This window comes from Roseococcus sp. GW821-FHT12F05, from assembly GCF_058806835.1.
On the sequence record NZ_JBXAQB010000001.1, the window covers coordinates 744,977 to 769,877 of the forward strand.

The following is a 24,901-nucleotide window of genomic DNA, read 5'->3' on the forward strand; positions in this document are numbered from 1 at the left end:
ACGCTCTAAAACAATGCTTTAGGCCGGAGGCCCGCGCTCCACGCCGATGACCCACGCCGCATGCGGCCCGACATGCGGCCTCAGCCGCAGATGCCCGAGATCGTCGCGCCGGAAGCCGCGGCCCAGGGTGCGCGGCGTCACCACCTCGTAGGGCTGTCCATCCTCCAGCCCGTATTCCAGGACGAGCTCGCCGGTGCTGGCGAGCATGCCGACGGCCTGGAAGGACTGGCGGGCATAGAGGCGGCGGGCGCCGTGGTTGTCCTCGGCCACGAGCAGGCGGATCCGGCGGCAGCCGGGGATATGGCTCAGCCGGGCCAGCACGGCGGCCAGGATGGCGCGGCCATAGCCGAAGCCCTGATGCGGCCGCGCGATGGCGAGCCAGCCCAGCCACCAGCAGGACGCATCCCGTTGGTCCGGATGGACGACGTAGAAGCCGATCAGCTCCCCCGACAGCTCGACGCCGATGAGGGAATGGACGGGGCCCCTGCGCACGGCATCGAGGATGTCCGACAGCGGGCCGAGATATCGGGCGACCTGGTCTGGATCGAGATCCAGCAGCTCGACAGCCGCCAGATCAGCCCGGCTGATCCGACGGTAGATGAGGGGCGAGCCGCCCCGGAGCGATAACATGATACCCTGACGAAATGGTTGATGTCCGAAGCCCCTAGGGGCAGCCCCCTGGGGGGCATCTGGCCCTCAGGCCAGCCGGACGTCGTCAGGCACATGCCCGGGAGCTACCCGGACGAAAATCCTTTTTCATGGTTCTGTCATAGCATGCGGAGGCAATCCTCCGGTGTGTCAGTTCCGTGTCAGTTGCGCACCTGACTGCCGGCGGCGACGCTGCCCGTGACCGGCGAGAACTCCATCGCGCGCGTGTTCTCCTGCAGCCGCGGCGAATAGGTCAGAGCAGGCTTGGTCGCCCAGATGTTCACCTGGTGGTGCAGCGGGATCACCGCAAGATCGCGCTGGATCGAATCCCGGATCGCTTCCTGGTAGAGCGCCTCGCGCTGCTGCGTGTCGATCGTGGCCAGTGCCCGGTCGATCAGCGCATCCACCGCCGGGTTCGTATAGTGCGAGGGCCGCAGCGCCGAGCCGCGGCCGCGCGGCGGATCGGGGGTCGCGGACATCACCGTCAGCGAGGTGTCCGCCTCGCCGGTGGAGGAGGACCAGCCGGTCAGGCTCACCGAATACTCGTCGCGCAGGCCGCGGCTGAAGAACATGCTGGCCGGCATGGTCGCGACCTCGGTGCGCACGCCGATGCGCGACCAGAACTGCGCGATGGCCTGCACGATCTCGGCGTCGTTCACGTAGCGGTCGTTCGGGCCGTTCAGGGTGATGCGAAAGCCCTGCGGATAACCGGCCTCGGCCAGCAGCCGGCGCGCGCCCTCGACGTCGTAGGCGGGCACGGGGATGGTGGGGTCGTAGCCCAGCGCGCCCTCAGGCATGAGCTGGCCTGTGGGCACCGCGAAGCCCTCCATGAGCTGGCGCGCCATGCCCGGCCGGTTGATCGCCATGGAGAGCGCCCGGCGCACCCGCACGTCGGCGAGCGGGTTCACCGTCAGCGGGCGCCCGTTGTTGTCCGTGACGAAAGGCGTCACCGGCCGGTTGGAATCCACGTAGAGGTAGATGAGGCGCAGGCCCGGCTTCTCGATGATGCGCAGGTTGCCGGCCCGGCGCAGCGAGGCGACGTCGCGCGTGGGCACGGCGTCGATCGCGTCCACATCGCCGGCGCGCAGCGCGGCCACGCGGGCGCTGTCGTTCGGGATCATGCGGTAGTTCACGCGGTCCCAGGCCTGGGTTGGGCCCCACCAGTCCGGGCTGCGCGCGAAGACGGCGCGGTCGCCGGGGGCGTAGCTGACGAAGCGGTAGGGCCCGGTGCCGATGGCGGCGCGGCCGGAATTGTAGTCGCTGGTCAGCGCGCCGGTGCCGTGCTTGCGCGAGATGATGGTGAAGGCGCCCATCATCATCGGCATCAGGGGCACGGGCGTCGGCGTGTGGAGGCGGATCGTGTGGTCGTCGATCACCTCGATGCGGCTGACGACCTGGGTGTAGCGCGCCATCGAGGTCGGGCTGTTGATGACATTGGGGATGCGCGAGTAGGTGAAGACCACGTCGTCGGCCGTGAAGGGCGTGCCGTCGTGCCAGGTGACGCCGCGGCGCAGCTTCACCTCCCAGAGGTTGTCGTTCAGCGCTTCCCAGGAGACGGCGAGGCCCGGCGAGGGCCGCATCTGCGCGTCGGTCTGCACCAGCGGCTCGAAGATGTGCTGCGTCAGCGCGTGGTTGGGCGAGAGGTCGTGGTAGTGCGGGTCCATCGCCGTGAAGGCGCCGCCGACGGCGAGGTTGAGGTCGGCGGCCTGGGCGGCCAGGGGGGCAGGGAGGGCGAGGGCGGCAGCCAAGGCGGCCATGGCGGCGAGGCGCATGCGGAGGTCCTTATCCCGGTCCGCGAGAGCCTGTCCGCCGGGGACTTCCGGGCGCAAGCGAAATGCCACCGCAAATCCCGGCAAATCACAGGGGTGGCGTCAGGTGGCGCCGGTCTCGCGGGCGTTTGCCCCGAAATTGTCCAGCGCGGCGGCGACCATCTCCGGCGGCATGATGTGGCCGCCCTCGAATTCGAGATAGCGCACCGCACAGCCCTCCTCGCGCAGCCGCGCGACCACGACGCGGCCGCAGCGGTCGATGGGCAGGATGGCGTCCTCGCGGCCATGCGAGACGAAGATGGCGGGCCGGCCACGGCGCGGGCCGGGCACGACGAAGCCGGGCGAGAAGCCCATCGCATGGGTGAACAGGTCGCCATTGGCCACGCCGAGCGACAGCGCGTAGGAGGCGCCGTCGGAGAAGCCGGCGATGGCGATGCGGCTGACATCGACCGGGAAGCGGCGGAAGACGGATGTCAGCGCGTAGTCCAGCACGGCGACGTCGAAGCCGTAGCCGCCCTGCAGGATGTCCCAGGTGGAGCCGCGCGACTTGGTCGCGAGGACGAGGCATTTCCGCCGCCCAGGCTCCCCTCCCAGGCGCTCCAGGGCGCGGGCGGGATTGGACGTCGCGCCGTGGAACATCACGATCAGCGGGATGTCGGCGTCGGGAAGGTCTTCCGGCACCTCCAGGATCGGGCGGCCTTCGCCCTCGCCGAGCGGATGCTGCAGCCCTGCCGGCAATGGCGGCGCGATCGGCGGCGCCGGCCGGGTGGAGAGCAGGCCGGCCTGCCAGCCGGCCTGCGCCTCGTCGGAGAAGGAAAGGTCCATCCCCGCCTTATACGCCGATCAGGCCGCGACCCGCGCCTGGTCGAGCACGGGGATCATCTCCTCGGGATCCGGGCGGCGCGTGTAGTCGGGGTTCACCTCGGCGTAGAGGATCGTCCCGTCCTGCGCGACGACGAAACGCGCCGGCATGGGGAGGGTCCAGCTCCCGTCGCCGTTCACCACCGCCAGATCGTTCTTGAAGACGTTTCGGTAGAGGTCGACCAGGTAGTCCGGCAGGGCGAAGCGAAGGCCGAAGGCGGCCGCCACCTCGTTGCGCGGATCCGAGAGGATCGGGAAGGAGAGCTTGTTCTCGCGCTGCGAGCGACGGCTATTGGGCGCCGTCTGCGGCGAGACCGCGACCAGCTTCGCGCCGCGCAGCTCCAGCTCGGGCAGCGCCGCCTGGATCGCCTGGAGGTCCATGTTGCAATAGGGGCACCAGACGCCGCGGTAGAAGGTCACGATCAGTGGGCCCTGCGCCAGCAGATCGGCCGACGAGACCGGCTTGCCGTCGGCGTCGTTGAGCGTGAAGGCCGGCGCCTTGTCACCGACCTTGAGCGCATGACCGGCTGCGTCGGAAGCGATGAGCTCATCGGTGGCGCGGTGCATGGGCTCGTGGATCCAGGCGGGGGCGTTGAAGGGCGGGCCTCCCGCCTCGAAGTTGGCGCGGAAGGCGTCGAGCTTGTCTTGGAGGGACATGGGTAACTCCTGTCGAAGCGGGCGGCTTGCCCGTGGCGCCCATGAAGCCATTCCCAGGGAAATGCGGTAGAAACGCCAGACCCATATGATTCATGCCTGACAGGAATAAGCATGGACCGCCTGGCCGCGATGGAAGCCTTCGTCCGGGTCATCGACACCGGCTCCTTCTCGGCCGCCGCGCGGCAGCTGCATGTCGGGCAGCCCGCGGTGTCGAAGCTGATCGCCCAGCTGGAGGACCGGCTGGGCGTGCGGCTGGTGCTGCGCTCCACGCGCGGCCTCGCGCCCACCGAGGCCGGGCAGAACTTCTACGAGCGCGCGAAGCGGGCCATCGAGGAGGCGGACGAGGCCGACCTCGCCGCGCGCGGCGCGGGCTCTGCCCTGACGGGCCGGCTGCGCGTCGGGCTGCCGGTGGCCTTCGGGCGCGTGGCGGTGATCCCGCATCTTCCGGAATTCCTGGCCCGCCACCCCGCGCTGGAGATGGACCTGGTGATGGAGGACCGCAGCACGGACCTCATCGAGGAGGGCATCGACGTCGCGCTGCGGCTGGGGACCCTGCCGGATTCCGGGCTGACGGCGCGGCGGATCGGCGGGTGCCGGCGGCTCGTGCTCGGCACGCCCGGCTATTTCGCCCGCTACGGCGAGCCCAGGACGCCGGAAGCGCTGCTGGCGCACCAGACCATCCAGATGATGCAGCCGAGCATCGGCCCGACGGTGACCTTCCGGCGCGGCGACGAGGCCGTGACGGTCCCGGTCCGCGGACGCCTGCGCGTCACGGCTGGCGAAGGCATCCGGGCGGGCGTCCTGGCCGGGCTGGGCTTGACCATCGGCTCGGAATGGATGTTCTGGGACGAGATGGACCGGGGCGAGGTGCGCGCCGCCCTGAGCGACTGGACCCTGCCGGAGCTCGAGGCCTGGGCGATCTTCCCGACCGGGCGCCGCGCGAGCGCGAAGGCACGGGAATTCGCCGACTTCATGCAAGACGTGATGGGGCGCTGGTACGGGCGGCGGGGCTCGAACCCGCACGGCCTTGCGGCCGAGGGATTTTAAGTCCCTTCCGTCTACCATTCCGGCACGCCCGCGCGGGCGGGATCATGACAAATTCGGCAGGTTCAGTCGATTGCGATCCGGGCCTGGCGCGCGATGTCCTGCCAGCGCGCCGCGCTCTGCGCGACGAAGCTCTGGTTCTCCGCGGCCGGCACGATGAAGGGCTCGACGAAGGCGGTGCGCAGGCGCTGCGCGGTCTGCTCGTCGCGCGACTTCACCAGCGCCTCGGTGAGCCGGGCGACTATCGGCTCCGGCGTGCGCTTCACCACGCCGAGGTTGAACCAGATGCCAAGGTCGTAGCCCGCCAGGCCGCCCTCGATCATGGTCGGCACGTCGGGCAGGGCGCTGGCGCGGCGCGTGGTGGTGACGGCGAGCGGGCGCAGCGAGCCGGCGCGGATCTGCGCCGTGGAGGTCGCGGTGGTGTCGAAGCCGAAATCGACCTCCTTCGCCAGCATGGCGGCCACCAGCGGCGAGGAGCCGCGATAGGGGACATGGGTCGCCTCAATGCCGGCCATGCGCAGGAAGACGGTGGCGGAGAGGTGCGAGGAGGAGCCGTTGCCGACCGAGCCGTAGATCAGCGGCCGGCTCTTCGCGTCCTTGATGAAGTCCTGAAGGTTGGTGGCCTGCACACGGTCCGGCACGACGGAGAGGATGTTGGCGACCTCGCCGATGGTGCCGAGGCTGGTGAAGTCGCGCACCGCGTCCACGCCGGAATTGGCGTAGAGGATGGGGTTCACGCCGAACATGGCGGTGGTGCCGAAGAGGATCGTGTAGCCGTCCGGCTCGGCCTGGGCCGCGGCGACGGTGCCGATATTGCCGCCGGCGCCGGCGCGGTTCTCGATGACGACAGGCTGGCCGAGTTCGCGGCCCAGGGGGTCGGCGATGATGCGCGCCACGATGTCGTTCACGCCGCCGGGCGGATAGGTGACGATCAGGCGGAAGGGCCGCGTGGGCTGCCAAGCCTGGGCGAGGGCGGGCGTGGCGAGGAGGGTGCCGAGGGCAGCACGGCGCGTGATCTTCATCTGGGACGTTCCTGGGTTTGGTTTTGGGTAGCGCGGCCCCGGATGGCGGGCAACTCACCGGGGATCCCGGAAGCCGGTGAACCCGCATGTTCGCCTGGCCGGGCTTCGAGAGGGCATGGACCGGCCAGATCGCTGAAGATTCCCAGCCGCCGGCGAGGGGGGACCTGCCGGGCGGCCAAATCACGCACGCGCCCGACGGGCCGACGCGCTTCCTGCGTGCGGCCGGCTGGCCGCTACGCCGCTGCGCGAAGCCCGGTCTCGCGATGCTCGGTGATGCGATGCACGCCCACCACTTGGCCGAGATTGCCGGCGACGAGATGCACCATCCCTGCCGGCATGTGCTCCATGCCGAGCTCGACGCGCATGCGGCCGCGATGATGCTGCGAGACCATGTGGTCGGGCGTCAGGTCGCGCTTGGCAAAGGGCTGAAGCAATCGGGGGAGCAGGCACGGCGAAGCCTCGGCCTCGACCGTGAAGAGCACGGAAACGGTATCGGACATGGTCGGAAAATTCCTGGGACACGGTTGCGAGGGCGAGGCCCGGCGCGGTGACGCGCCACGACATCGCGGCGCGGTTCAACCGGCCGGGCGCGTAATTCGCAGCGTGGTGCTCGTCAGGAACATGCTTCGGATACTAGGCATTCGCGCTCAGCGAAGCAAGGCCGGCAGCAGCGCGTCGAGCCGCACCCGGCCCTCGGGGGTCGCGACGAGGCGCGGGCCCTGCCATTCGAGATAGCCCTCGTCGAGACAGGCGGTCAGCATCGCGGGGTCGATGGTTTCCCGGAAATTCAATCCGCTGCGCACCGCGATACGGCGGGGATCGACGCCCTCGGCCAGGCGCAGGCCCATGAGCAGGGCCTCGCGCCCGCGGTCCCGCGGCGAGAGGGTCTCCTCCTCCACGATCGCATGGCCGGACGCCTCGACGCGCGACAGCCATTCCTCCGGCGCGCGATGCCGGCGCGTGGCGATCATCGCGCCATCCAGCAGCAGCCGCTGATGCGCCCCGGCGCCGATGCCGAGGTAGTCGCCGTAGCGCCAGTAGGCGAGGTTGTGGCGGCTTTCGGCTCCGGGCTTGGCGTAGTTGCTGACCTCGTAGGGCGCGAGGCCGAAGCGCGCGGCCTCCTCGGCCGTCGCCTCGTACATGCGGGCGGCGTCGTCCTCCTGGGGGAGCGCGAAGGCGCCGCGCGCGTGCTCGGTGAAGAAGCGCGTGCCGGGCTCGATGGTGAGTTGGTAGAGGCTGAGATGGTCCGCCGCGAGGGCCAACGCCTGGCGCAGCTCGGCCCGCCAGGATTCTTCCGACTGTCCGGGCCGGGCGTAGATCAGGTCGAAGGACAGTCGCGGAAAAATGCCGCGGGCGGCCTCCAGCGCGGCGATGGCCTGGGGCGCGTCGTGGCGCCGGCCCAGGAAGCGCAGCGCCTTCGCATCCAGCGACTGCACGCCGAGCGAGGCGCGGTTCACGCCCGCCGCGGCGAACTCCCGCAGCCTGCCGGTCTCGACGCTGGTGGGGTTGGCCTCCAGCGTGATCTCGATGTCGTCGGCCGCGTCGAAGAATGTTCGGGCATCGGCGATGAGCGCGGCGACAGTCTCCGGCTCCATCAGGCTCGGCGTGCCGCCGCCGAAGAAGATGCTGGCCAGCGGGCGCTTGGAGTTCCGCCCCGGCTCCGCCGCCGCGATCCGTTCCGCCTCGAAGGCCAGCTCGCGCCGCAGCGCCTCGCGGTGCCGCGCATGCTCCACGCCGCCCTCGCGCACGTGCGAGTTGAAGTCGCAGTATGGGCATTTGGAGGCGCAGAAGGGCCAGTGGATGTAGAGGGCGAGGGGCTCGGTCACGGCCCGCATATAGGCGCCTTGGCCGGGGGGCCAAACCCGCGCGTCATCACCGCGGCCTGTCTCCCGCCACGATCCAGAGCGCCAGCGCGGCTGCGGCGATGACGCCGAGCACCAGGAAGGCCGCCCCGTAGCCGAGCCATTCCGCCACCAGCCCCGCCAGCAACGGGCTGCACGCCGCGCCGATCCCCTGGGCCGTCATCACCAGGGCAAGACCGGTGTTCACGCGCCCCGTCCCGTTCAGCAGCCGGGCGATGAGCCCAGGCATGGCCACGCCCAGCAGTCCGGCACCCACGCCGTCCAGCATCTGGACGGGGATCAGAACCATCGGATCCTGGACGGAGCCCGCCAGCGCCCCCCTCAGCGGCAGCGCGACCAGCGCCAGCACGAAGACGATCCAGTAGCCGTGCCGTTCCGCCAGCCAGGCGGCTAGCAGCGCCATCGGGATCATCGTGCCCTGCGCGACGAGGACCGTCGCGGCCGTATAGGCGCTGGCGTCGCCCGCCGTGCCGCGCGCCACCATCGACTGGCCCAGCAGCGGCAGCATCGCGGCATTGGCGAGGTGGAAGAGCATCATCGCGGCGGCCAGGACGCCCAGCGGGCGGTTGCCCAGCACGTCGCGCAGGGAGGCGGTCGATGCTTCTTCCGTATTGCCTGCACCCCTGGCCGCCGCATGGTCGATGGCATCGGCGGGGATGCGAAGAAGCGCGAAGATGGAGCCGCCGGCCATGGCCGCCATCAGCGCGAAGACGGCCGGTAGTCCGAACATCCAGCCCAGCGCGCCCGACAGGACGGCCGCCGCGGCATTGCCCGCATGGTTCCAGGCTTCGTTGCGGCCGAGCTGATGCGGATAGCCCTTCTGGCCGACCAGACCGAGGGTCAGGCCCGCCACGGCCGGCGCCACCACCGCGGCGGCAATGCTCGAGACGATCTGCGCCGGCACCACGACGCCCAGCACCGGCATCACGAAATTCGCCCCGCAGGAGAGGATGATGGCTATGGCCGCAAGCCCCAGCAGCAGGCGAAGCCGGCGGGAGCGGTCCACCAGCATGCCCAGCGGCGTCGCGGCCGCCATGCCGGCGAGGCCGCCGATCGTCATGACCAGCCCGATCTCGCCAGGGGACCAGCCCTGGCCCTGGAGGAAGATCCCCAGGAAGGGGCCAAGCCCATCCCGCACGTCGGCCAGGAAGAAATTGAGCGCGTTCAGCGCGGCGATGGGCGAATGCATGCGGCGTCCGGTCAGCCCGCATGAACCATGCCGGCGTTGGCGATCGCCAGCCCTAACGCGCGCCGATCAGCTTTCGTCGCACCCGGCCCGAGATCCAGTCGATCGCCGCCACCGTAATCACCATCAGGATGATGATGAAGGCCACCTCATCCCAGTAGCGGACGCGGATGCGCTCGGCGATCTGCAACCCGATGCCGCCCGCGCCGACGACGCCCAGGATGGTCGCGCTGCGCGTGTTGCTCTCGAAGAAGTAGAGCACGTGGCCGAGCATGATCGGCGCCACCTGCGGCAGCAGGCCGAAGCGCATCACCATCAGCGAGGAGCCGCCTGAGGCCGCGATGCCCTCGGCCTGCTTCTTCTCGGCATTCTCGATCGCCTCGGCGAAGAGCTTTGCCAATACCGCGATGTCGGCGGTCGCAATCGCAAGCACGCCGGCCAGCGGGCCGAGTCCCACGGCGCGCACATAGGCCAGCGCCCAGATGAGGGAATCCACGCCGCGCATGCCGTCGAAGAAGCGGCGCAGCGAGAAGCGGAGCAGCGTGTTCGTCACCACGTTGCGCGCGCCGAGGAAGCCCAGCGGCAGCGCGATGATCGCGGAGATGCAGGTGCCGAGGAAGGCCATCGCGAGGCTCTCGCCGATGCCCCGCAGGATGTCCATCCAGAGCTCGCCGGGCGAGGGCGGGATCATCAGGCGGATGATCACCATCAGCCCGGAAAGCCCGTTCCACAGCCGTTGCGGCGTGACCTCGAACATCCAGAGGGTGCCGACGAGCCAGGCGAGGAAGGCGACGCCGCCCAGCACGCGCAGGACGCGGCCGCGCGCCGTCGGCCCGAAGGCGCGCGGCATGCGCTCACGCCAGGCGTCGATCTCGGCCGGAGCCATGTGGAAGGCGCTCATGGCCGGAGCCCCGCATTCAGCTTTCCGCGACCTTCGCCGCTCCGACCATCGAGGCTCATGCGACCGCCTCGATGACACGCCGGCGCAGCCGCTCGGAGGTGAGATCGATGATCATCACCGCGAAGATGATGAGCAGGATGATGGCGCTGATCTCCTCGTAGTAGTTGAAGGAGATCACCTTGTAGAGCTCCTCGCCGATGCCGCCCGCGCCCACGAAGCCGATGACGCTGGCCGAGCGCAGGTTGATCTCGAAGCGCAGCATTGCGTAGCTCAGCAGATCCGGCAGCGCGGCCGGCAGCACGGCGAAGCGGCAGGCCTCGAACCAGGTGCCGCCCGAGGCGCGTACGCCGTCCCAGGGCCGCAGCTCGACGTTCTCCATCGCATCCGCGAAGAGCTTTCCCAGCGCGCCCGTGGTGTGCAGGGCAATGGCGAGGATGCCGGCCAGTGCGCCCACGCCGAAGGCCCAGACGAAGATGAGCGCGAAGACGATCTCAGGGACCGTGCGCGTGGCCTCGAGCAGCCGGCGCGTGAGCTGGAAGACCCAGGGCGGCGCGCCCAGGGTCTTCGCTGCCGGAAAGGCCAGCAGCACCGCGACCGCGGCGCCCATGATCGTGGCGAGTGCCGCCATCTGCGCCGTCTCGAAAAGCAGCAGCAGCCAGGCGTCGAGCCGGTAGAACCAGAAGGCGATGCTGCCCTCGGTCTGTGGGCCGGAGAACAGATGCGCCCATTCCAGCGAGGGGAGAATTCGGGAGAAGTACTCGCCGATGCGTGGGGCACCGGCGATCAGCGAGGACGGATAGAACTCGCTCATCCAGGCGGCGGCGGCGAGCAGCACGGCGAGCACGGCCACGCCGATCAGCGTGGTCGTGCGGCGCTGCCGGCGCAGGTCGCGGAAGGCCGCTTCCTGCGCCTGGATGGCGGGCGAGACGGGGGCCTGCATCAGCAAGGAACGATCATCGGCTGCGGCAGGCCCACCAATCCCCTCAGCTCCGGCGACGGCGCTCGGAGGCCTCTTCGCGGCGCAGGTCGACGATGATCTGGAAGAGATCATGCGTCGCCTCGCGGTAGCCGAGGCCGCCGCCGCGCTCGACCTGCTCGTAGATCTGCGGATGCGTCTTCGGCAGCGCCAGGTGGAACATCTTCATGTCCTCCTTGAAGGAGGCCGGCAGGTCCGTGCGCGCGGCGAGCGGGCCGTTCGGGATCGGGTCGGACATCCACAGGATGCGGATGTCGGCCATGTTCAGCATGCCCTTCTCGACCATCGCGCGGAGGTTGCCGCGGCTGTAGCCCTGCGCCGGGTCGCCCTGGCCCGACACCCAGGTCACGGCGCCGTCGTACTGGCGCTGCAGCACGGCCACGACCGCCTGCTCATGCCCGCCGCCGAAGCCGGTGCGGGAGAAGTACTGGCCGTTCTCGACGCCGATGCCCTGGCGGCGCAGCGCGAAGCGCGGGATCAGGTAGCCGCTGGTGGAGTTCGGATCGGCCCAGGCGAGGCTTTTGCCGCGCATCTGCTCGAGGTTCATGATGCCGCTGTCGGTGCGGACGATCAGCACGGACTTGTAGGCGATGGAGCCGTCATTCTCCTCCGGCACCACCAGCGGCTCGATGCCGCCATTGGTGTCGAGCCAGGCGCCGGCATAGCCCGAGGCGCCGAGCGAGGACATCTCGATCTGCTTGGCCGAGAAGGCCTGCAGCACGCCGGCATAGTCGCTGGCGGGGAAGAGGCGCACGGGGACCTGGAAGGTCTCCTGCAGCAGGTTCTGATAGGGGCCGAAGCGGCCCAGCCGGTCCGCCTCGTTCTCGCCGCCGAGCAGGCCGATGCGCAGCGTGGGGACCTGCGCGGCCCAGGCCTTCTTGCCCGCGGCCGGCATGGCGATCCCGGCATCGGCCGAGCGGCGCATGGTCGGGGCCGTTTGAGCACGCACGAGCGACGGGGCCAGCGCGGAGGCCCCCATGAGCAGCGTGGGGGCCAGCGCGCCGAGGCTGCGGCGGTTGATCATGTTCATTCTCCGTGACCGGGGTTCAGGCCATCGCCGTCTGGCGCGGCAAGTCGAAATCGGGCGAGGCCTTCACGGCCGCGGCGGCCTCGACCTGGAACTCGGCCTCGGTGATGCCGTAGATCTGCGTGATGCGCGCCGAGTTGAGCTCGGAGGGCGCGCCGTCGAAGACGATGCGGCCCTGCTGCATGGCGACGACGCGGCTGCAGTACTCGCGCGCGGTGTCGAGGTGATGCAGGTTCACCAGCACCGTGATTCCGTCGCGGTTCACCTGCGCCAGCGCGTCCATCACCGTGCGCGCGTTGCGCGGATCGAGGCTCGCGATCGGCTCGTCGGCCAGGATGATGCGCGGCTGCTGCAGGAGCGCGCGGCAGATGGCGACGCGCTGCTGCTGCCCGCCCGAGAGCGTGTCGGATCGCTGCAGCGCCGTGCTCAGCAGGTCGAAGCGATCGAGCGCGGCGAGCGCCATGGCGCGCTCCTCCGGCGAGAACTGGCAGAGCAGCGAGCCGATCTTCGCCAGGAAGCCCTGTCGATGGTTCAGCCGGCCGATCAGCACGTTGGTCAGCACGTCGAGGCGCTGCACCAGGTTGAACTGCTGGAAGATCATCGCGCATTCGGTGCGCCAGTCGCGCAGGCCGCGGCCCTTGAGGCGCGTGACGTCGCGGCCTTCGAAGACGATACGGCCCTCGCTGGGCTCGGCGAGCCGGTTGATGAGGCGCAGCAGGGTGGACTTGCCGGCGCCGGAGCGGCCGATGACGCCGACCATCTGTCCCGCCGGCACCTGGAGGCTGACACCATCCACGGCCTTCACGGCGCCGAAGCGCCGCGTCAGTCCTTCGATTTCGAGCATAGACAACCCCGTCGCATGGGGCGGCGGCTTAGGCGCCTCGTGTTTCATCCAGATGACAGTTGCGCGGAGGCCTGATGACAGACACGCTTCTCCCCAAGAAAGACTTTGGAGGATGGCCATGAATTCACGTCGCGCCCTGCTGGCCGCGCCCGCGCTGCTCGCCCCCCTGGCTTCCCCTCGGCCCGCTTCCGCCCAGGAGGCCTACCCGACGCGCGCCGTCGCCATGGCCTCGGGCTATGCGCCCGGCGGCGTGACGGACGTGACCGCCCGCGCCGTCGCCGAGCGCATGGCGCGGGAGCTCGGCCAGCCGGTGGTGGTCGAGAACCGCGTCGGCGCGGCCACCGCCGTCGCCAACACCTACGTCGCCCAGGCGCGGCCCGACGGCTACACCGTGCTGGCCGGCACCTCGACGCTCGCCATCAACCCGGCGCTGCAGCCCAACCTCACGCCGCGCGAGCCGATGCGCGAGCTGATGCCGGTGGGGATGATGTTCCGGTCCGCCTTCGCGCTGCACGTCCATCCGGGCCTGCCGGTGCGCAACACGGCCGAGTTCATCGCCTACTGCAAGGCCAATCCCGGCAAGGTGAATTTCGGCAGCAGCGGCACGGGCGCGGTGAACCACCTCGCCCAGGCGCTGCTGGCGTCGCGCGCCGGGCTCGACGTGGTGCATGTCCCCTTCCGCGGCGGCACGCCCGCGCTGATCGAGCTGCGCGCCGGCCGCATCCACGCCATGTTCCAGGCCCTGCTGGAGGCGATCCCGACCTTGCGCGAGGGCAGCACGCGCGGCCTCGCCATCTCCTCCGCCGCGCGCAACGCGCTGGTGCCGGACCTGCCACCCGTCGCCGACACGGTGCCGGGCTTCGAGGCGGTGTTCTGGCAGGGCCTCTTCGCGCCCGCCGGCACGCCCGAGCCCGTGGCCCGCAGGCTCACCACGGCGATCAACACCGCAACGGAGGACGCCGCCCTGCGTTCCCGGATGGCGGAGCAGGGTGTAGACCTCGTGACCGGCGATGCCGCCTATCTGCGCGACCTGCTCGCCCGCGAGACGGCGATGTGGGGCGAGCTGATCCGCGGCGCCAATATCCGTGCGGAGTAGACTGCGATGATGCGAATCCTGCCTCTGATGCTGGTCCTGGCGCTCAGCGCCTGCGACTCGCTCGACACCTCGCCCGGCTCCTCCGGCGTGCCCGACATCCCCATCGGCCGGCCGGACTTCGTGCGCGGCCAGATGTCCACTGGCGGCACGGTGATCCTGGACCGGGAACTTCCGCCGCGGCGCTAGCTTTCGGAACTTCAGGCCGCCATGATGCTCCCAACAAAGGATTTTCCAGGGAGATTCCCATGCGCGGCCTGATGCAGGAGCACCAGCTCCTCGTCTCTTCGATCCTGTGCCACGCGGCGAAGCACCACCGCGGCGCGAAGATCGTCTCTGTCGACCCTGAAAGCGTCGCCACGCACACGAGCTGGCCGGGGATCGCCGAGGGGGCCGCGAAGCTGGCGCAGGCGCTGGTCCGGCTCGGCGTGCAGCCCGGCGACCGCGTCGCGACGCTGGGCTGGAACTCCCGCCAGCACCTGGAGCTCTACTACGCCGTCTCGGGCATGGGCGCGGTGCTGCACACGGTGAACCCGCGCCTCTTCGCCGACCAGATCGCCTATATCCTCGAGGATGCGCAGGACGTCCTGGTCTTCGTCGATCCCGTGGTGCTGCCGGCGCTGGCCGCCGTCGCCGACCGCCTGCCGAAATCCCTGCGCGCCGTCGTGCTGATGCGCCCCGCGCCGAAGCCGGACCTCGATGTCGAGGTGCTGGAGCAGGGTGCGCTCTGCGCCGCGGAGACCGGCGACTACGCCTGGCCCGTCTTCGACGAGCGCTCCGCCTCCTCGCTCTGCTACACCTCGGGCACGACGGGCATGCCGAAGGGCGTGCTCTATTCGCACCGCTCGACGGTGCTGCACGCCATGGCCGCCATCCAGCCCGACGCCTTCGCGCTGGCGGCGGTGGACGTCGCGATGCCGGTCGTGCCGATGTTCCACGTGAACGCCTGGGGCATCCCCTATGCCGCGCCGATGGCGGGCGCCTCGCTGGTGCTGCCGGGACCGAAGCTGGATCCGGCGAGCCTGTTCAAGCTGTTCGAGACCGAGGGCGTCACCTTCTCCGCCGGCGTGCCGACGATCTGGACCCTGATGCTGCAATGGCTGCGCGAGGATCCCGCGCGCAAGTTCACCAGGCCGCCGCGGCTGGTGGTGGGCGGAACGGCGCTGCCCGTCGCCATCACCTCCGGCTTCCTGAAGGAGTACGGCGTGCCGATCCTGCACGCCTGGGGCATGTCGGAGATGAGCCCGCTGGGCAGCCTCAACGCGCTGAAGCCCGAGAACGCCGATTGGGACCAGGATCGCCTCCTCGACTACGGCCGCAAGCAGGGCCGCGCGCTCTTCGGCGTGGACTTCCGCGTGCTCGACGGGGACGGCAAGCCCATCGCCGAGGACGGCGTCGCCTTCGGAGAGCTGGAGGTCCAGGGCCCCTGGGTCGCCGGCGGCTATTTTCGCCGCGAGAGCGATCCGGCCGTCACGGAGGACGGCTGGTTCCGCACCGGCGACGTCGTGACGCTGGACGAGATGGGCCAGATCGAGATCGTCGATCGCGCGAAGGACGTCATCAAGTCCGGCGGCGAGTGGATCAGCTCCATCACGCTGGAGAACCTGGCCATGGCGCATCCGGACGTGGCGATGGCCGCGGCGATCCCGGTAAGTCACCCGAAATGGGATGAGAGGCCGCTGCTGCTGGTCGTGCGGAAGCAGGGCACCGAGCCGACGCCGGAGAGCATCCTCGCGGTGCTGGAGGGCAAGGTCGCGAAGTGGTGGATGCCTGATCGGGTGGAGTTCGTGGAGACCCTCCCGCTCACCGCCACGGGCAAGCTGTGGAAGGCGGAGCTGAAGCGGCAGTTCAAGGACTACTCGCTGCCCGCCTGACGGGCGGCGCTTGCGCGTGGATTGGGCAGGCCGGTCGGAATCGCTCGGTCCTGCCTGATTTCCTCGCTTGTGCGCGCCCTGGCCGGAGCCTTCCATCTCCCTGTCTCGTCAGGGAGAGGCCCATCCATGAAATCCATCCTCCGCAAGCTCGGCCTCGCCGCCGCGCTGCTGGCCGCGCCGCTGGTGGCGGCGCAGGCGCAGCAGCCGCGGACCTTGCGCATCGCCATGACCGCCGCCGACGTGCCGACCACCACCGGCATGCCGAACAACGGCTTCGAGGGGATGCGCTTCCTCGGCTTCCCGATCTTCGAGGGGCTGGTGCTCTGGGACCTCTCCACCGCCGAACGCATGGCGACGCTGCGCCCCGGCCTCGCCGAATCCTGGCGGCAGGATCCCGCCGATCCTCAGACCTGGCTCTTCACCCTGCGCCAGGGCGTGAAGTTCCATGACGGCACGGATTTCAACGCCGATGCGGTGATCTGGAACCTCGACCGCTACTTCAACAATGCCAGCCCGCAATTCGACAGCGCCGGAGGCGCCATCAGCCGCGGCCGCGTGCCGGTCATGGAGAGCTACCGCAAGGTGGACGAGCGGACGATCGCCATCCGCACCACCCGCGTCGCCAGCTACTTCCCCTACATGGCGGTCTACCTCCTCTTCACCTCGCCGCAGAGCTTCGAGGCGGCGGGCCGCGACTGGGCCCGCGTCGCGACCCTGCCGGCCGCCGGCACCGGGCCCTTCCGCATCACGCGCTTCGTGCCCCGCACCTCGGTCGAGCTCAGCAAGAACGCCGACTACTGGGACCGCCCGCGCGTGCCGCGGCTGGACCGCATCCTGCTGCTGCCCATGCCCGAGGCGACGACGCGCCTCGCGGCGCTGCGCTCGGGCCAGGTGGACTGGATCGAGGTGCCGCCGCCGGATGCCATCGCCTCGCTGCGCAGCGCCGGCTTCACCATCACCACCGGCTCCTATCCGCATGTCTGGCCCTACCTGCTGCAGACCGGCGGCGACAGCCCGCTGCGGGACGTGCGCGTGCGCCAGGCGCTGAACTACTGCGTCGACCGCGCCGGCATGGTGGAGCTGCTGAACGGAACCGCGGAGCCCAGCGTCGGCTGGCTCAAGGCCACCGACCCGAACTTCGGCACGCCGCAGAACCGCTACACCTTCGACGCCGCGCGCGGCCGGCGCCTGCTGGCGGAAGCCGGCTACAACGCGCAGCGGCCGCTCGCCTTCAAGGTGATGATCTCCACCTCCGGCTCGGGCCAGATGCTGCCGCTGCCGATGAACGAGTTCCTCCAGCAGAACCTGCGCGAGGCCTGCGGCGTGAACCTCTCCTTCGAGGTGACGGAGTGGAACACGCTGCTCAACGCCACGCGCACGGCGCCGGGCGCGCCGATCCTGCAGGGCTCGGTGGGCCTCAACGTCTCCTCGCCCTCGAGCGACCCGGCGGTGGCGGCGCGCTACTTCCTCCAGGCCTTCGTTCCGCCCAACGGCTTCAACTGGCCGCAATGGAACGACCCGGAGTTCGAGGCTGCCTTCTCGCGGCTCGAGCGCGCGACGAACGAGGCGGAGTTCAGTGCGGCCTATGCGGCGGCGCATGCGCGGCTCGTGGACAACCCGCCCTGGCTCTACATCGTGCACGACCTGAACCCGCGCGCGATGACCCGGCGTGTGCGCAACTTCGTCAGCCCGCAGTCGTGGTTCGTGGATCTGGTGCCGATCGATCTGCAGTAGCGGCGGGGAATTTACACGACGCGCGGCTCGGCGATGATGGGGCGTCCCTTGGAAGGAAATGCCCCATGATCGTCGACGTCCGCATCTACACCTGCTGGCCCAACCGCATGATGGAGTTCGTCAACGTCTACGAGGAGAAGGCCTGGCCGCTGCAGCTCAAGTACCTGGAGAACTGCCTCGGCTGGTACACCACCGTGGAGGGCGAGCTGAACACCGTGGTCCATCTCTGGGCCTACAAGGACCAGGGCGACCGCGAGCAGCGCCGCACGGCCATGGCGGCCGATCCCGCCTGGGGCGAGTTCCTGGCCGCCGTGGGCAAAGCGGGGATGCTGGTGAAGATGGAGAACCGCATCACCAAGGAAGCGCCGCACTTCACGAAGTGGAAGGCGAAGGGCTGACCGGTTAACGCTCGGCCGGTTCGTCCCGGCCGGGCGTCAGGCCAGATCGCCGCTGTCGAGGAAGGTCACGCCCATCGCGGCCAACCGGCGCTTCGCCGCGTCGATCGTCGTGCCGCCCTCCGTCGGCAGGCCGATCCCGCGGCAGGCGTCCTCGATGACGAAGACGTCGTAGCCCAGCCGCACCGCATCCTCGGCCGAATAGGCGACGCAGTAATCGGTGGCGAGGCCGGCCAGGAAGACCCGCTTCACACCGCGCGCCTGCAGCCAGCCGTGCAGGCCGGTGGTGGTGGCCCGATCGTTCTCGAAGAAGGTGGAGTAGCTGTCGACGGTGGGGTGAAAGCCCTTGCGGACGATCAGCTCGATCCGCGCCTGGTGGAGATCCGGGTGCAGCTCGGCATTCGCGCTGCCCTGGAGGGCGTGGTCCGGCCAGAGGGTCTGCGGGCCGTAGGGCATTTCGATCGTGTCGAAGGGCTGCCGGCCCGGATGGCTGCTCGCGAAGCTGCTGTGTCCGGCCGGGTGCCAGTCCTGCGTGGCGAAGGCATGGGCGAAGCGAACGGCCAGCAGCCGGTTGATCGCCGGCACCACCGCGTCACCATCGGCGACCGCCAGCTCCCCGCCCGGCATGAAGGTGGGCTGCACATCGACGATGCCGAGCATGTCGGTCGCCGGGTCGATGCGGGTGCTGGCCATGCTCCGGCTCCGATCCGGGCGGCGAAGGTGGAAGACCGGCCTCCGCCGCCTGGGGCCGAGGTCAGATCTTCAGCGTGCCGGCCGTCGCCGCCTGGTAGCGCGTGCCGAGCTTCGCCCAGTCCAGCACGTCCCACCACTTGCCGACATACTCCGCGCGCCGGTTCTGGTAGCGCAGATAATAGGCGTGCTCCCAGACGTCGTTGCCCATCAGGACGCGGTGGCCGTCCATCAGCGGGCTGTCCTGGTTGGGCTTCGTCACGATCGCCAGCCGGCCCTCGCGCGTCACCGTCACGAAGGCCCAGCCCGAGCCGAAGACGCTCATGGCAGCGGCGTTGAAGCGGTTCTTGAATTCGCCGAAGCCGCCGAGGTCGCGGTCGATCGCCGCCTTCACCGGGCCCGCGGCCTCGCCGCCGGCACCGCCCATGATCTCCCAGAACATGCTGTGGTTCGCATGCCCGCCGCCGAAGTTGCGGAGACGGGTGCGCAGGGCTTCCGGCGCCTGGTTCACATGCATCACCAGCTCGTCCAGCGGCATGCGCGCCAGCGCGTCCTGCCCGGCGACGGCGGCGTTGAGGCCGGTCACATAGGCCTGGTGGTGGAAGCGCCAGTGGAGCTCCATCGTCCGGGCGTCGATCGCGGCCTCGTTCTTGTCGAAGCCGTAGCCGAGCGGCGGCAGGATGAAGGGGCCGGTCGGGGCCGCGGGCGCGGCCGGAGCCTGCGCGAAGGCGGGGCGCACCAGGCTCGCGAGCCCAAGTCCGGCCGCGCCGAGCATGAGGCCGCGGCGGTGAATGAAGGCCATGTGTCATTCCTCCTCAGGAGACGTCAGTGAGTTGGGTCCCACCCCGGGACGTCTATAGCCGCATCCCGCATGGATTCACGGTGAATTTCTCCGAGGGCCGGGGCTTCTTGCCAGCCCCCTCCCCCCGCGCTACCGCCGATCCCTGCACAGTCCGAGGACCCGAGATGAGCGAAGCCAGCCTGATCCTGAACCGCGAAGGCCCCGCCGGCACTCTCCTGATGAACCGGCCGAAGGCGCTGAACGCGCTGGATATCGGCATGATCCGGGATTTCGCCGCCGCCATCTCCAAATGGAAGGACGACGCTTCCGTCCAGCTGGTCATCCTCGAGGGCGCCGGCGGCCGCGCCTTCTGCGCCGGCGGCGACGTGCGCGCCGTCCGCGAGGCCGCCATCGCCGGCGACCGCGCGCCCGTCGAGGCCTTTTTCACCGAGGAATACGGGGTGAACGAGGGCATCGCGCTCTTCGGCAAGCCCTGGGTCTCGCTGATCGACGGCGTCTGCATGGGCGGCGGCATCGGGCTGGCCGTCCACAACGGCCCGCGCGTGGTGAGCGAGCATGCGCTGCTGGCAATGCCGGAGACGGCCATCGCGCTCTTCCCCGATGTCGGGACCAGCTACGTGCTGCCGCGGCTGCCCAATTCGATCGGCACCTGGCTCGCGCTGACCGGCGCGCGGCTGAACGGCGCGGATGCGGTGCATGCCGGCCTCGCCACCCATTTCGTCCCGCGGGAGAAATTTCCCGCGCTGCGCGCCGCCCTCGTCGAGACGGGCGACGCCAAGGCCGTGGAGCAGTTCGCGGAGACGCCGCCCGAGCCCAGCTTCGCCCCGCACATGGAAGCCATCGGCCGCTGCTTCTCCATGGACAGCATGCTCGGCATCCTCGACGCGCTGGAGGCCGAGGACACCGAATGGTCCGCCGCCCAGATCAAGACGCTGCGCCGCATGTCGCCCACCAGCCTTTCCGTCTCGCTGGAGCTGCTGCGCCGCGGCGCGAAGCTGGACCTGCGCCGCTGCCTCGACGAGGAGCTGAAGCTGACCCGAAGCGTCGTGCACGACCATCCCGACTTCCGCGAGGGCGTGCGCAGCGTGCTCGTCGACAAAGACGGAGCGCCCAACTGGACGCCGAGGACCTTGGAAGAGGTCTTGCCGGAAAAGATCCTGGCGCTGTTCAGCTAACTCGTCGCCAGCACCCGGACGCCGCCGCGCCGCTCCAGCACGTCCACCACGACCTGCGAGCCGGAGCGGCGGAGCGTCACATCCGCCGAGCGGCCGTCCATCTGGAGGTTGCGCAGCGTCACCTGGTGCAGGAAGTCCGGCATGACAGGCTCCTCGAAGGTGATGCGCGACTGCTCCGGGTCGAAGCCCAGCCCCAGGCAGGCCTGGATCATGAAGAGCGGCGCCGCTGCCGCCCAGGCCTGCGGCGCGCAGGCCACGGGGTAGAAGGTCGGCCCCTGGGTCCGCTGCCGCGGGAAGCCGCAGAACAGCTCCGGCAGGCGCCGCAGGTCGATGTAGGTCGAGGCGCCGAAGAGCCCCTCGAAGATCCGTGCCGCCTCGCGCTTGAAGCCATAGCGCGACAGCCCGGCCGCGATCAGCGCGTTGTCGTGCGGCCAGATGGAGCCGTTGTGGTAGCTCATCGGGTTGTAGCGCGCTTCCGTCGCCGCCACAGTCCGCACGCCCCAGCCGCAGAAGGAGGGCGGGCTCATCAGCGTTCGCGCCACCGACGCCGCGCGCTCGGTGAAGGCGAGGCCCGTCAGCAGCACGTGCCCGGCATTGGAGCTGCGGACACGGCAGGGCTTCTTCCGCCCGTCCAGCGCGAGGACATAGGTGCCCAGCGCCTCGTCGAAGAAGCGTTCGTCGAAGGTCTTCCGGAGGGCCTTCGCGCGCCCCTCGTACTCCGTCGCGAGATCCTCGAAGCCCAGCTTCCGCGCGATCTCCGCGGCCGATTGCCACGCGCCGTAAGCATAGGCCTGCACCTCCGCCAGCGCGATCGGGCCCTTCGCCAGCGTCCCATCCTCGTGGAAGACGGAATCATGGCTGTCCTTCCAACCCTGGTTGATGAGCCCGTCCTCGGTCTGGCGCCCGTATTCCACGAAGCCGTCGCCGTCGCGGTCGCCATAGGTGGTCATCCAGGACAGCGCGGCCTGGATGTTCGGCCAGAGCCGCCGGATCGTGACGAGATCGGCCGTGCGCCGTAGGTACGCGCCCGCCAGCATCACGAAGAGCGGCGTGGAATCGACGCTGCCGTAGTAGCGGCGGAAGGGCACCTCGCCGAGCTCCGCCATCTCGCCGTGCCGGACCTCGTGCAGGATCTTGCCCGGCTCGGCATCCGCCAGCGCGTTCACCTCCGTCGCCTGGTTGGCTGCGAGATGGCCGAGCACGCCGCGCGCGATGGCGGGGTCCATCCACAGGGTCTCCAGCGCCGTGATCAGCGCGTCGCGCCCGAAGACCGTGCTGAACCAGGGGATGCCGGCATAAGGGTAGGGCCCCTCCTCCGTGTCGGTGATGAGCATGTAGAGGTCGGCGACCGAGCGCCGCGCCGCCTCGTTGAAGATCTCGTTGGAGGTCGCGATGGAAGCCGCGCGCGAGGAAGAGTTGCGCAGCGCCCGCCGTGCGTCGCGCAGCGCCGTGAAGAAGGCGCGCCGAGGGAGCTGGTTCTTCAGCCCCTCCGCGCCGCAATTCACCTCGAGGAAGAGCGAATACGTCGCGCGCGGCGCCAGCTCCAGCTCGAAGACGGCGTTGCGTCCGGTGAGCCGCGTCGGCGCGGGATCGAAGGCGAGCGTGGTCGTTCGCTTCAGCTCGTCGAGCCCCGTGTAGCTCAGCGTGACATGGCTGCCACTGACCTCCGGCTTGTGCGTCACGCCGCGCTTCTCGCGCACCGAGCCGCGCACCTCGAAGAGATCGGCGAAATCGGCCTCGAAGGCCAGTTCGACCGAGACCTTGCGCGGCTGCTCATCGTAGTTGCGCAGCACCAGCCGCTCGAAGCTCGTCGCCTTCCACAGGAAGCGCGAGCGCCGCAGATGCATCAGGTCGTGCCCCAGCACCATCTTCCCGTCCTTGTCGAAAAGATCGGGATTGGTGAGGTCGCAGGTGAGCGTGGCGTTGTCCTCGCGGATCGTGGAGCTCAGCAGCATGGGCCGCGTGCCGTCCACGGTGAGGTAGAGGTGCGAGAGGTGCCGCGTGTCGCGATGGAACACTCCCTCCGGGCTGCCCGGTCCGGAATGCGCGTCGCCATTGTGGTCGAAGAGGGCGAAGGTGTCGCCGTGCTTCAACGTCCGCGGCCGCCGCTCCTGGAGGGAGGCGGCGGCCGGGATGAAGAACTGCGCGACCGGGGTGGAGTTGGCCGGCGGGCCGCCTTGCGCGACGGCCTCGCCGCTGCCCGTGTCCATGCCGGCGGCCCCGGTCAGGCGACCACCTGCAGGCCGACATCGTCGCCCCGCTGCCGCCGGAGCCGCGCCGCATCGCGCCGCGCGCCGGAGAGGTCGCGGTAGATGGTCACGTAGTCGGAGGCCATGCGCGCCGCGGAAAAGCGTTCGTCGAAGCAGGCACGCACCTGGCTGCGGCTGATGTGGCCGAGCTGCCCGACCGCCTCCACCGCCTCGTCCATGCCGTTCACGATGAAGCCGGACATGCCGTGATCGATCACCTCCGGCACCGAGCCGCAGTTGAAGGCGATGACAGGCGTGCCGCAGGACATCGCCTCGATCATCACCAGGCCGAAGGGCTCCGGCCAGTCGATCGGGAAGAGCATGGCCTTGGCATTGCCGAGGAACTCGGCCTTCTGCTGCTCGTTGATCTCGCCGATATAGCGGACGTTGTCGTGCGCCGCGACGAGAGGCGCGATCTTCTCGTCCCAATAGGCCTGGTCCACACGGTCCACTTTGGCAGCGATGCGCAGTTCCTGGCCCGTGCGCGCGGCGATCTCGATGGCGCGGTCCGGCCGCTTCTCCGGCGAGATGCGGCCGAGGAAGGCCAGGTAGCCGCCCGAGGGCTTCGCCTTGTAGGGCAGCAGATCGGCAGGAAGGCCGTGGTAGACCGTCCCCACCCAGTTCACCGGCGGCATGGGCGACCGCTGGTCGTCGGAGATGGAGACCAGCGGCACCTCGGAAAAGGTGCGGAAGAAAGGCTGCAGGTCCGGCAGATCGAGGCGGCCATGCAGCGTGGTCACGGTGCGGTCGGCGAAGTCGCGGATCAGCGGGTAGTGGAAGATGTCGGTGTGGAAGTGGATCACATCGAAGTCGTCGAAGCGGCGGCGGACCTCCTCCAGCATCAGCACGTGGTAGGGGATGAAGTCCCTGACCGCCGGGTTGAGCCGCAGCGCCATCTCCGTGCAGGGCACCAGGGTCGCGGAAGTCCGGGAATCGCCGCTGGCGAAGAGCGTCACCTCATGTCCCTGCCGGACCAGATCATCGGTGAGATAGGCGACGATGCGCTCGGTGCCGCCATAGAGCTTCGGGGGGCAGGCTTCGGCGAGCGGGGCGATCTGGGCGATCTTCATCTGGGTCTCCGGACGGCGCGGGGGATGTCGCCCAGGAGAACGCGCGAGAGACCTATTCGGTGGCAGGTATTTCGCTGAAACTCAGTCCATCAGCGCAGCGCGCCGATCAGCACCAGGACGACCCCGGACACCAGCGTCAGCGCCCCCACCACATCCTTGGTCTTCAGCCTTTCGCCCAGGAAGAAGCGGCTGAAGAGCAGGGTGAAGATGATCTCCACCTGCCCCACCGCGCGCACCAGCGCGACCGGCGCCAGCGAGAAGCCCACGAACCAGCAGCTCGACCCGAAGGCCGAGAGCGCGCCCACCTGCATGGAGCTCCGCCAGGTCCGGAACACCGCGACGAACTGCTTCGGCTCGCGCAGCACGAGCCAGCCGCCCTGCATCACCGTCTGGATCATGTTGGTGACGACGACCGAGAAGAGCGCCTTCAGGATGGCGTCCTCGCCCGGCAGCTCGAGATTGGCCTTGCGCACGAAGATCGAGGTGAAGGCGAAGAAGGCGCCCGCGCCGATGCCGCACAGCGCCGCCGGCTGGAAGGTTGCGCGCAGGATGTCCCGCCCGCCCAGCCCGCGCCCGGCCAGCGTCAGGTACATCACGCCGAAGACGCTGACGCCGATCCCGAGCCAGGAGAGGACGGGCAGGACGTCGCCCAGCAGGAAGATCGACAGGAAGGAGGCCTGCACCGCCTCGGTCTTGGAATAGGCCGTGCCCACGGCAAAGCCGCGCGGCCCGAAGGAGGAGATGAGCAGGTTGGTGCCAAAGATCTGCCCGAGGCCGGCCATCGCGCAGAGCGCGATGAACCACCAGCTCACCGGCCCGAAGCTGCCGCCGAAGATCAGCCAGTAGACCGTGAGGATCATCGCCCCGAAGGGCACGCCATAGAGGTAGCGGACCACCGCCGCCGCGTTGAGGGAAAGCTGCCCCCGGAGCCGCTGCTGGAGGGCGGTGCGCCAGCACTGGAACAGCGCGGCGGAGAGGGTGATGGCGACCCAGAGCGGCACTCGGAAAACCCCTTAGATCAA

General features: G+C 69.7%; 23 protein-coding genes, 1 tRNA gene and 1 pseudogene. 7 read left to right on the forward strand and 18 right to left on the reverse strand.

Annotated elements, in window-relative coordinates; genetic code table 11:
• Positions 1-18: 18 nt before the first annotated feature.
• From AC1ROY_RS03750 to AC1ROY_RS03765, 4 genes are all read right to left on the reverse strand, one after another.
• A complete protein-coding gene (locus AC1ROY_RS03750) occupies positions 19-630 on the reverse strand; it encodes a GNAT family N-acetyltransferase (protein ID WP_493147223.1) in 612 nt (203 codons plus the stop codon).
• Positions 631-809: 179 nt separating this feature from the next.
• The gene (locus AC1ROY_RS03755; protein WP_493147224.1) at positions 810-2,420 is read right to left on the reverse strand and encodes an ABC transporter substrate-binding protein; all 1,611 of its coding nucleotides are present in this window, start codon (positions 2,418-2,420) and stop codon (positions 810-812) included.
• A 99-nt stretch (positions 2,421-2,519) separates the two neighbouring features.
• Positions 2,520-3,242: an alpha/beta hydrolase gene (locus AC1ROY_RS03760; RefSeq protein WP_493147225.1), complete on the reverse strand. Its 723-nt coding sequence runs from the start codon at positions 3,240-3,242 to the stop codon at positions 2,520-2,522.
• A gap of 18 nt (positions 3,243-3,260) precedes the next feature.
• Entirely contained in the window at positions 3,261-3,935 is a 675-nt protein-coding gene (locus AC1ROY_RS03765; RefSeq protein WP_493147226.1) for a peroxiredoxin-like family protein, read from the reverse strand.
• A 129-nt stretch (positions 3,936-4,064) separates the two neighbouring features.
• Between AC1ROY_RS03765 and AC1ROY_RS03770 the strand changes: the two are divergent.
• Positions 4,065-4,862: pseudogene (locus AC1ROY_RS03770) on the forward strand (LysR family transcriptional regulator); the annotation flags it as partial.
• 66 nt (positions 4,863-4,928) lie between these two features.
• Here the strand turns inward: AC1ROY_RS03770 and AC1ROY_RS03775 are convergent.
• From AC1ROY_RS03775 to phnC, 9 genes are all read right to left on the reverse strand, one after another.
• Positions 4,929-5,014: transfer RNA gene (locus AC1ROY_RS03775), tRNA-Leu, on the reverse strand.
• A 30-nt stretch (positions 5,015-5,044) separates the two neighbouring features.
• On the reverse strand, positions 5,045-6,001 hold the full coding sequence (locus tag AC1ROY_RS03780; RefSeq protein ID WP_493147228.1) for a Bug family tripartite tricarboxylate transporter substrate binding protein: 957 nt from the start codon (positions 5,999-6,001) through the stop codon (positions 5,045-5,047).
• A gap of 233 nt (positions 6,002-6,234) precedes the next feature.
• On the reverse strand, positions 6,235-6,501 hold the full coding sequence (locus tag AC1ROY_RS03785) for an ACT-like domain-containing protein (protein ID WP_493147231.1): 267 nt from the start codon (positions 6,499-6,501) through the stop codon (positions 6,235-6,237).
• A 147-nt stretch (positions 6,502-6,648) separates the two neighbouring features.
• The gene (gene hemW, locus AC1ROY_RS03790; protein WP_493147233.1) at positions 6,649-7,827 is read right to left on the reverse strand and encodes a radical SAM family heme chaperone HemW; all 1,179 of its coding nucleotides are present in this window, start codon (positions 7,825-7,827) and stop codon (positions 6,649-6,651) included.
• 46 nt (positions 7,828-7,873) lie between these two features.
• Positions 7,874-9,052, reverse strand: a complete 1,179-nt coding sequence (locus AC1ROY_RS03795; protein ID WP_493147235.1) for an MFS transporter — start codon at positions 9,050-9,052, stop codon at positions 7,874-7,876.
• A 52-nt stretch (positions 9,053-9,104) separates the two neighbouring features.
• Positions 9,105-9,950, reverse strand: coding sequence for a phosphonate ABC transporter, permease protein PhnE (phnE, locus tag AC1ROY_RS03800; protein ID WP_493147237.1), 846 nt, complete (start codon positions 9,948-9,950; stop codon positions 9,105-9,107).
• Between the two features lie 55 nt (positions 9,951-10,005).
• Complete coding sequence (gene phnE / locus AC1ROY_RS03805) at positions 10,006-10,890, reverse strand: phosphonate ABC transporter, permease protein PhnE (protein WP_493147442.1); 885 nt, start codon at positions 10,888-10,890, stop codon at positions 10,006-10,008.
• Between the two features lie 43 nt (positions 10,891-10,933).
• The gene (phnD, locus tag AC1ROY_RS03810; protein ID WP_493147239.1) at positions 10,934-11,950 is read right to left on the reverse strand and encodes a phosphate/phosphite/phosphonate ABC transporter substrate-binding protein; all 1,017 of its coding nucleotides are present in this window, start codon (positions 11,948-11,950) and stop codon (positions 10,934-10,936) included.
• Between the two features lie 22 nt (positions 11,951-11,972).
• Entirely contained in the window at positions 11,973-12,797 is an 825-nt protein-coding gene (gene phnC / locus AC1ROY_RS03815; RefSeq protein ID WP_493147241.1) for a phosphonate ABC transporter ATP-binding protein, read from the reverse strand.
• A 118-nt stretch (positions 12,798-12,915) separates the two neighbouring features.
• On the opposite strand from phnC, the gene AC1ROY_RS03820 reads away from it, so the two are divergent.
• From AC1ROY_RS03820 to AC1ROY_RS03840, 5 genes are all read left to right on the forward strand, one after another.
• Positions 12,916-13,893, forward strand: a complete 978-nt coding sequence (locus tag AC1ROY_RS03820; protein ID WP_493147243.1) for a Bug family tripartite tricarboxylate transporter substrate binding protein — start codon at positions 12,916-12,918, stop codon at positions 13,891-13,893.
• 6 nt (positions 13,894-13,899) lie between these two features.
• Entirely contained in the window at positions 13,900-14,079 is a 180-nt protein-coding gene (locus AC1ROY_RS03825) for a hypothetical protein (RefSeq protein ID WP_493147244.1), read from the forward strand.
• Between the two features lie 59 nt (positions 14,080-14,138).
• Positions 14,139-15,764 (forward strand): long-chain-fatty-acid--CoA ligase, encoded by a 1,626-nt coding sequence (locus AC1ROY_RS03830; RefSeq protein ID WP_493147246.1) that lies wholly within the window; start codon positions 14,139-14,141, stop codon positions 15,762-15,764.
• 126 nt (positions 15,765-15,890) lie between these two features.
• Positions 15,891-17,498, forward strand: a complete 1,608-nt coding sequence (locus AC1ROY_RS03835) for an ABC transporter substrate-binding protein (protein ID WP_493147247.1) — start codon at positions 15,891-15,893, stop codon at positions 17,496-17,498.
• A 65-nt stretch (positions 17,499-17,563) separates the two neighbouring features.
• Complete coding sequence (locus AC1ROY_RS03840) at positions 17,564-17,896, forward strand: NIPSNAP family protein (RefSeq protein WP_493147248.1); 333 nt, start codon at positions 17,564-17,566, stop codon at positions 17,894-17,896.
• Between the two features lie 36 nt (positions 17,897-17,932).
• On the opposite strand, the gene pncA is transcribed toward AC1ROY_RS03840, so the two are convergent.
• Positions 17,933-18,586, reverse strand: a complete 654-nt coding sequence (pncA, locus tag AC1ROY_RS03845) for a bifunctional nicotinamidase/pyrazinamidase (protein ID WP_493147250.1) — start codon at positions 18,584-18,586, stop codon at positions 17,933-17,935.
• 61 nt (positions 18,587-18,647) lie between these two features.
• Positions 18,648-19,385, reverse strand: coding sequence for a superoxide dismutase (locus tag AC1ROY_RS03850; protein ID WP_493147252.1), 738 nt, complete (start codon positions 19,383-19,385; stop codon positions 18,648-18,650).
• 164 nt (positions 19,386-19,549) lie between these two features.
• On the opposite strand from AC1ROY_RS03850, the gene AC1ROY_RS03855 reads away from it, so the two are divergent.
• Positions 19,550-20,560 (forward strand): enoyl-CoA hydratase/isomerase family protein, encoded by a 1,011-nt coding sequence (locus AC1ROY_RS03855; protein WP_493147254.1) that lies wholly within the window; start codon positions 19,550-19,552, stop codon positions 20,558-20,560.
• On the opposite strand, the gene AC1ROY_RS03860 is transcribed toward AC1ROY_RS03855, so the two are convergent.
• The 3 genes from AC1ROY_RS03860 to AC1ROY_RS03870 form a co-directional block, all read right to left on the reverse strand.
• Positions 20,557-22,770 (reverse strand): amylo-alpha-1,6-glucosidase, encoded by a 2,214-nt coding sequence (locus AC1ROY_RS03860; RefSeq protein ID WP_493147256.1) that lies wholly within the window; start codon positions 22,768-22,770, stop codon positions 20,557-20,559. The two genes, AC1ROY_RS03855 and AC1ROY_RS03860, sit on opposite strands and share 4 nt — an antisense overlap.
• A gap of 14 nt (positions 22,771-22,784) precedes the next feature.
• Positions 22,785-23,879, reverse strand: coding sequence for a glycosyltransferase family 4 protein (locus AC1ROY_RS03865; RefSeq protein ID WP_493147257.1), 1,095 nt, complete (start codon positions 23,877-23,879; stop codon positions 22,785-22,787).
• 89 nt (positions 23,880-23,968) lie between these two features.
• On the reverse strand, positions 23,969-24,880 hold the full coding sequence (locus AC1ROY_RS03870) for an EamA family transporter (protein ID WP_493147258.1): 912 nt from the start codon (positions 24,878-24,880) through the stop codon (positions 23,969-23,971).
• Positions 24,881-24,901 lie beyond the last annotated feature (21 nt).

What these genes read in the sequence shown, in the direction of transcription:
- AC1ROY_RS03750 (WP_493147223.1), bottom strand. Translation starts at nt 630, where the DNA reads ATGTTATCGCTCCGGGGCGGCTCGCCCCTCATCTACCGTCGGATCAGC.
- AC1ROY_RS03755 (WP_493147224.1), bottom strand. Translation starts at nt 2,420, where the DNA reads ATGCGCCTCGCCGCCATGGCCGCCTTGGCTGCCGCCCTCGCCCTCCCT.
- AC1ROY_RS03760 (WP_493147225.1), bottom strand. Translation starts at nt 3,242, where the DNA reads ATGGACCTTTCCTTCTCCGACGAGGCGCAGGCCGGCTGGCAGGCCGGC.
- AC1ROY_RS03765 (WP_493147226.1), bottom strand. Translation starts at nt 3,935, where the DNA reads ATGTCCCTCCAAGACAAGCTCGACGCCTTCCGCGCCAACTTCGAGGCG.
- AC1ROY_RS03780 (WP_493147228.1), bottom strand. Translation starts at nt 6,001, where the DNA reads ATGAAGATCACGCGCCGTGCTGCCCTCGGCACCCTCCTCGCCACGCCC.
- AC1ROY_RS03785 (WP_493147231.1), bottom strand. Translation starts at nt 6,501, where the DNA reads ATGTCCGATACCGTTTCCGTGCTCTTCACGGTCGAGGCCGAGGCTTCG.
- AC1ROY_RS03795 (WP_493147235.1), bottom strand. Translation starts at nt 9,052, where the DNA reads ATGCATTCGCCCATCGCCGCGCTGAACGCGCTCAATTTCTTCCTGGCC.
- phnE (WP_493147237.1), bottom strand. Translation starts at nt 9,950, where the DNA reads ATGAGCGCCTTCCACATGGCTCCGGCCGAGATCGACGCCTGGCGTGAG.
- phnE (WP_493147442.1), bottom strand. Translation starts at nt 10,890, where the DNA reads ATGCAGGCCCCCGTCTCGCCCGCCATCCAGGCGCAGGAAGCGGCCTTC.
- phnD (WP_493147239.1), bottom strand. Translation starts at nt 11,950, where the DNA reads ATGATCAACCGCCGCAGCCTCGGCGCGCTGGCCCCCACGCTGCTCATG.
- phnC (WP_493147241.1), bottom strand. Translation starts at nt 12,797, where the DNA reads ATGCTCGAAATCGAAGGACTGACGCGGCGCTTCGGCGCCGTGAAGGCC.
- AC1ROY_RS03820 (WP_493147243.1), top strand. Translation starts at nt 12,916, where the DNA reads ATGAATTCACGTCGCGCCCTGCTGGCCGCGCCCGCGCTGCTCGCCCCC.
- AC1ROY_RS03825 (WP_493147244.1), top strand. Translation starts at nt 13,900, where the DNA reads ATGATGCGAATCCTGCCTCTGATGCTGGTCCTGGCGCTCAGCGCCTGC.
- AC1ROY_RS03830 (WP_493147246.1), top strand. Translation starts at nt 14,139, where the DNA reads ATGCGCGGCCTGATGCAGGAGCACCAGCTCCTCGTCTCTTCGATCCTG.
- AC1ROY_RS03835 (WP_493147247.1), top strand. Translation starts at nt 15,891, where the DNA reads ATGAAATCCATCCTCCGCAAGCTCGGCCTCGCCGCCGCGCTGCTGGCC.
- AC1ROY_RS03840 (WP_493147248.1), top strand. Translation starts at nt 17,564, where the DNA reads ATGATCGTCGACGTCCGCATCTACACCTGCTGGCCCAACCGCATGATG.
- pncA (WP_493147250.1), bottom strand. Translation starts at nt 18,586, where the DNA reads ATGGCCAGCACCCGCATCGACCCGGCGACCGACATGCTCGGCATCGTC.
- AC1ROY_RS03850 (WP_493147252.1), bottom strand. Translation starts at nt 19,385, where the DNA reads ATGGCCTTCATTCACCGCCGCGGCCTCATGCTCGGCGCGGCCGGACTT.
- AC1ROY_RS03855 (WP_493147254.1), top strand. Translation starts at nt 19,550, where the DNA reads ATGAGCGAAGCCAGCCTGATCCTGAACCGCGAAGGCCCCGCCGGCACT.
- AC1ROY_RS03860 (WP_493147256.1), bottom strand. Translation starts at nt 22,770, where the DNA reads ATGGACACGGGCAGCGGCGAGGCCGTCGCGCAAGGCGGCCCGCCGGCC.
- AC1ROY_RS03865 (WP_493147257.1), bottom strand. Translation starts at nt 23,879, where the DNA reads ATGAAGATCGCCCAGATCGCCCCGCTCGCCGAAGCCTGCCCCCCGAAG.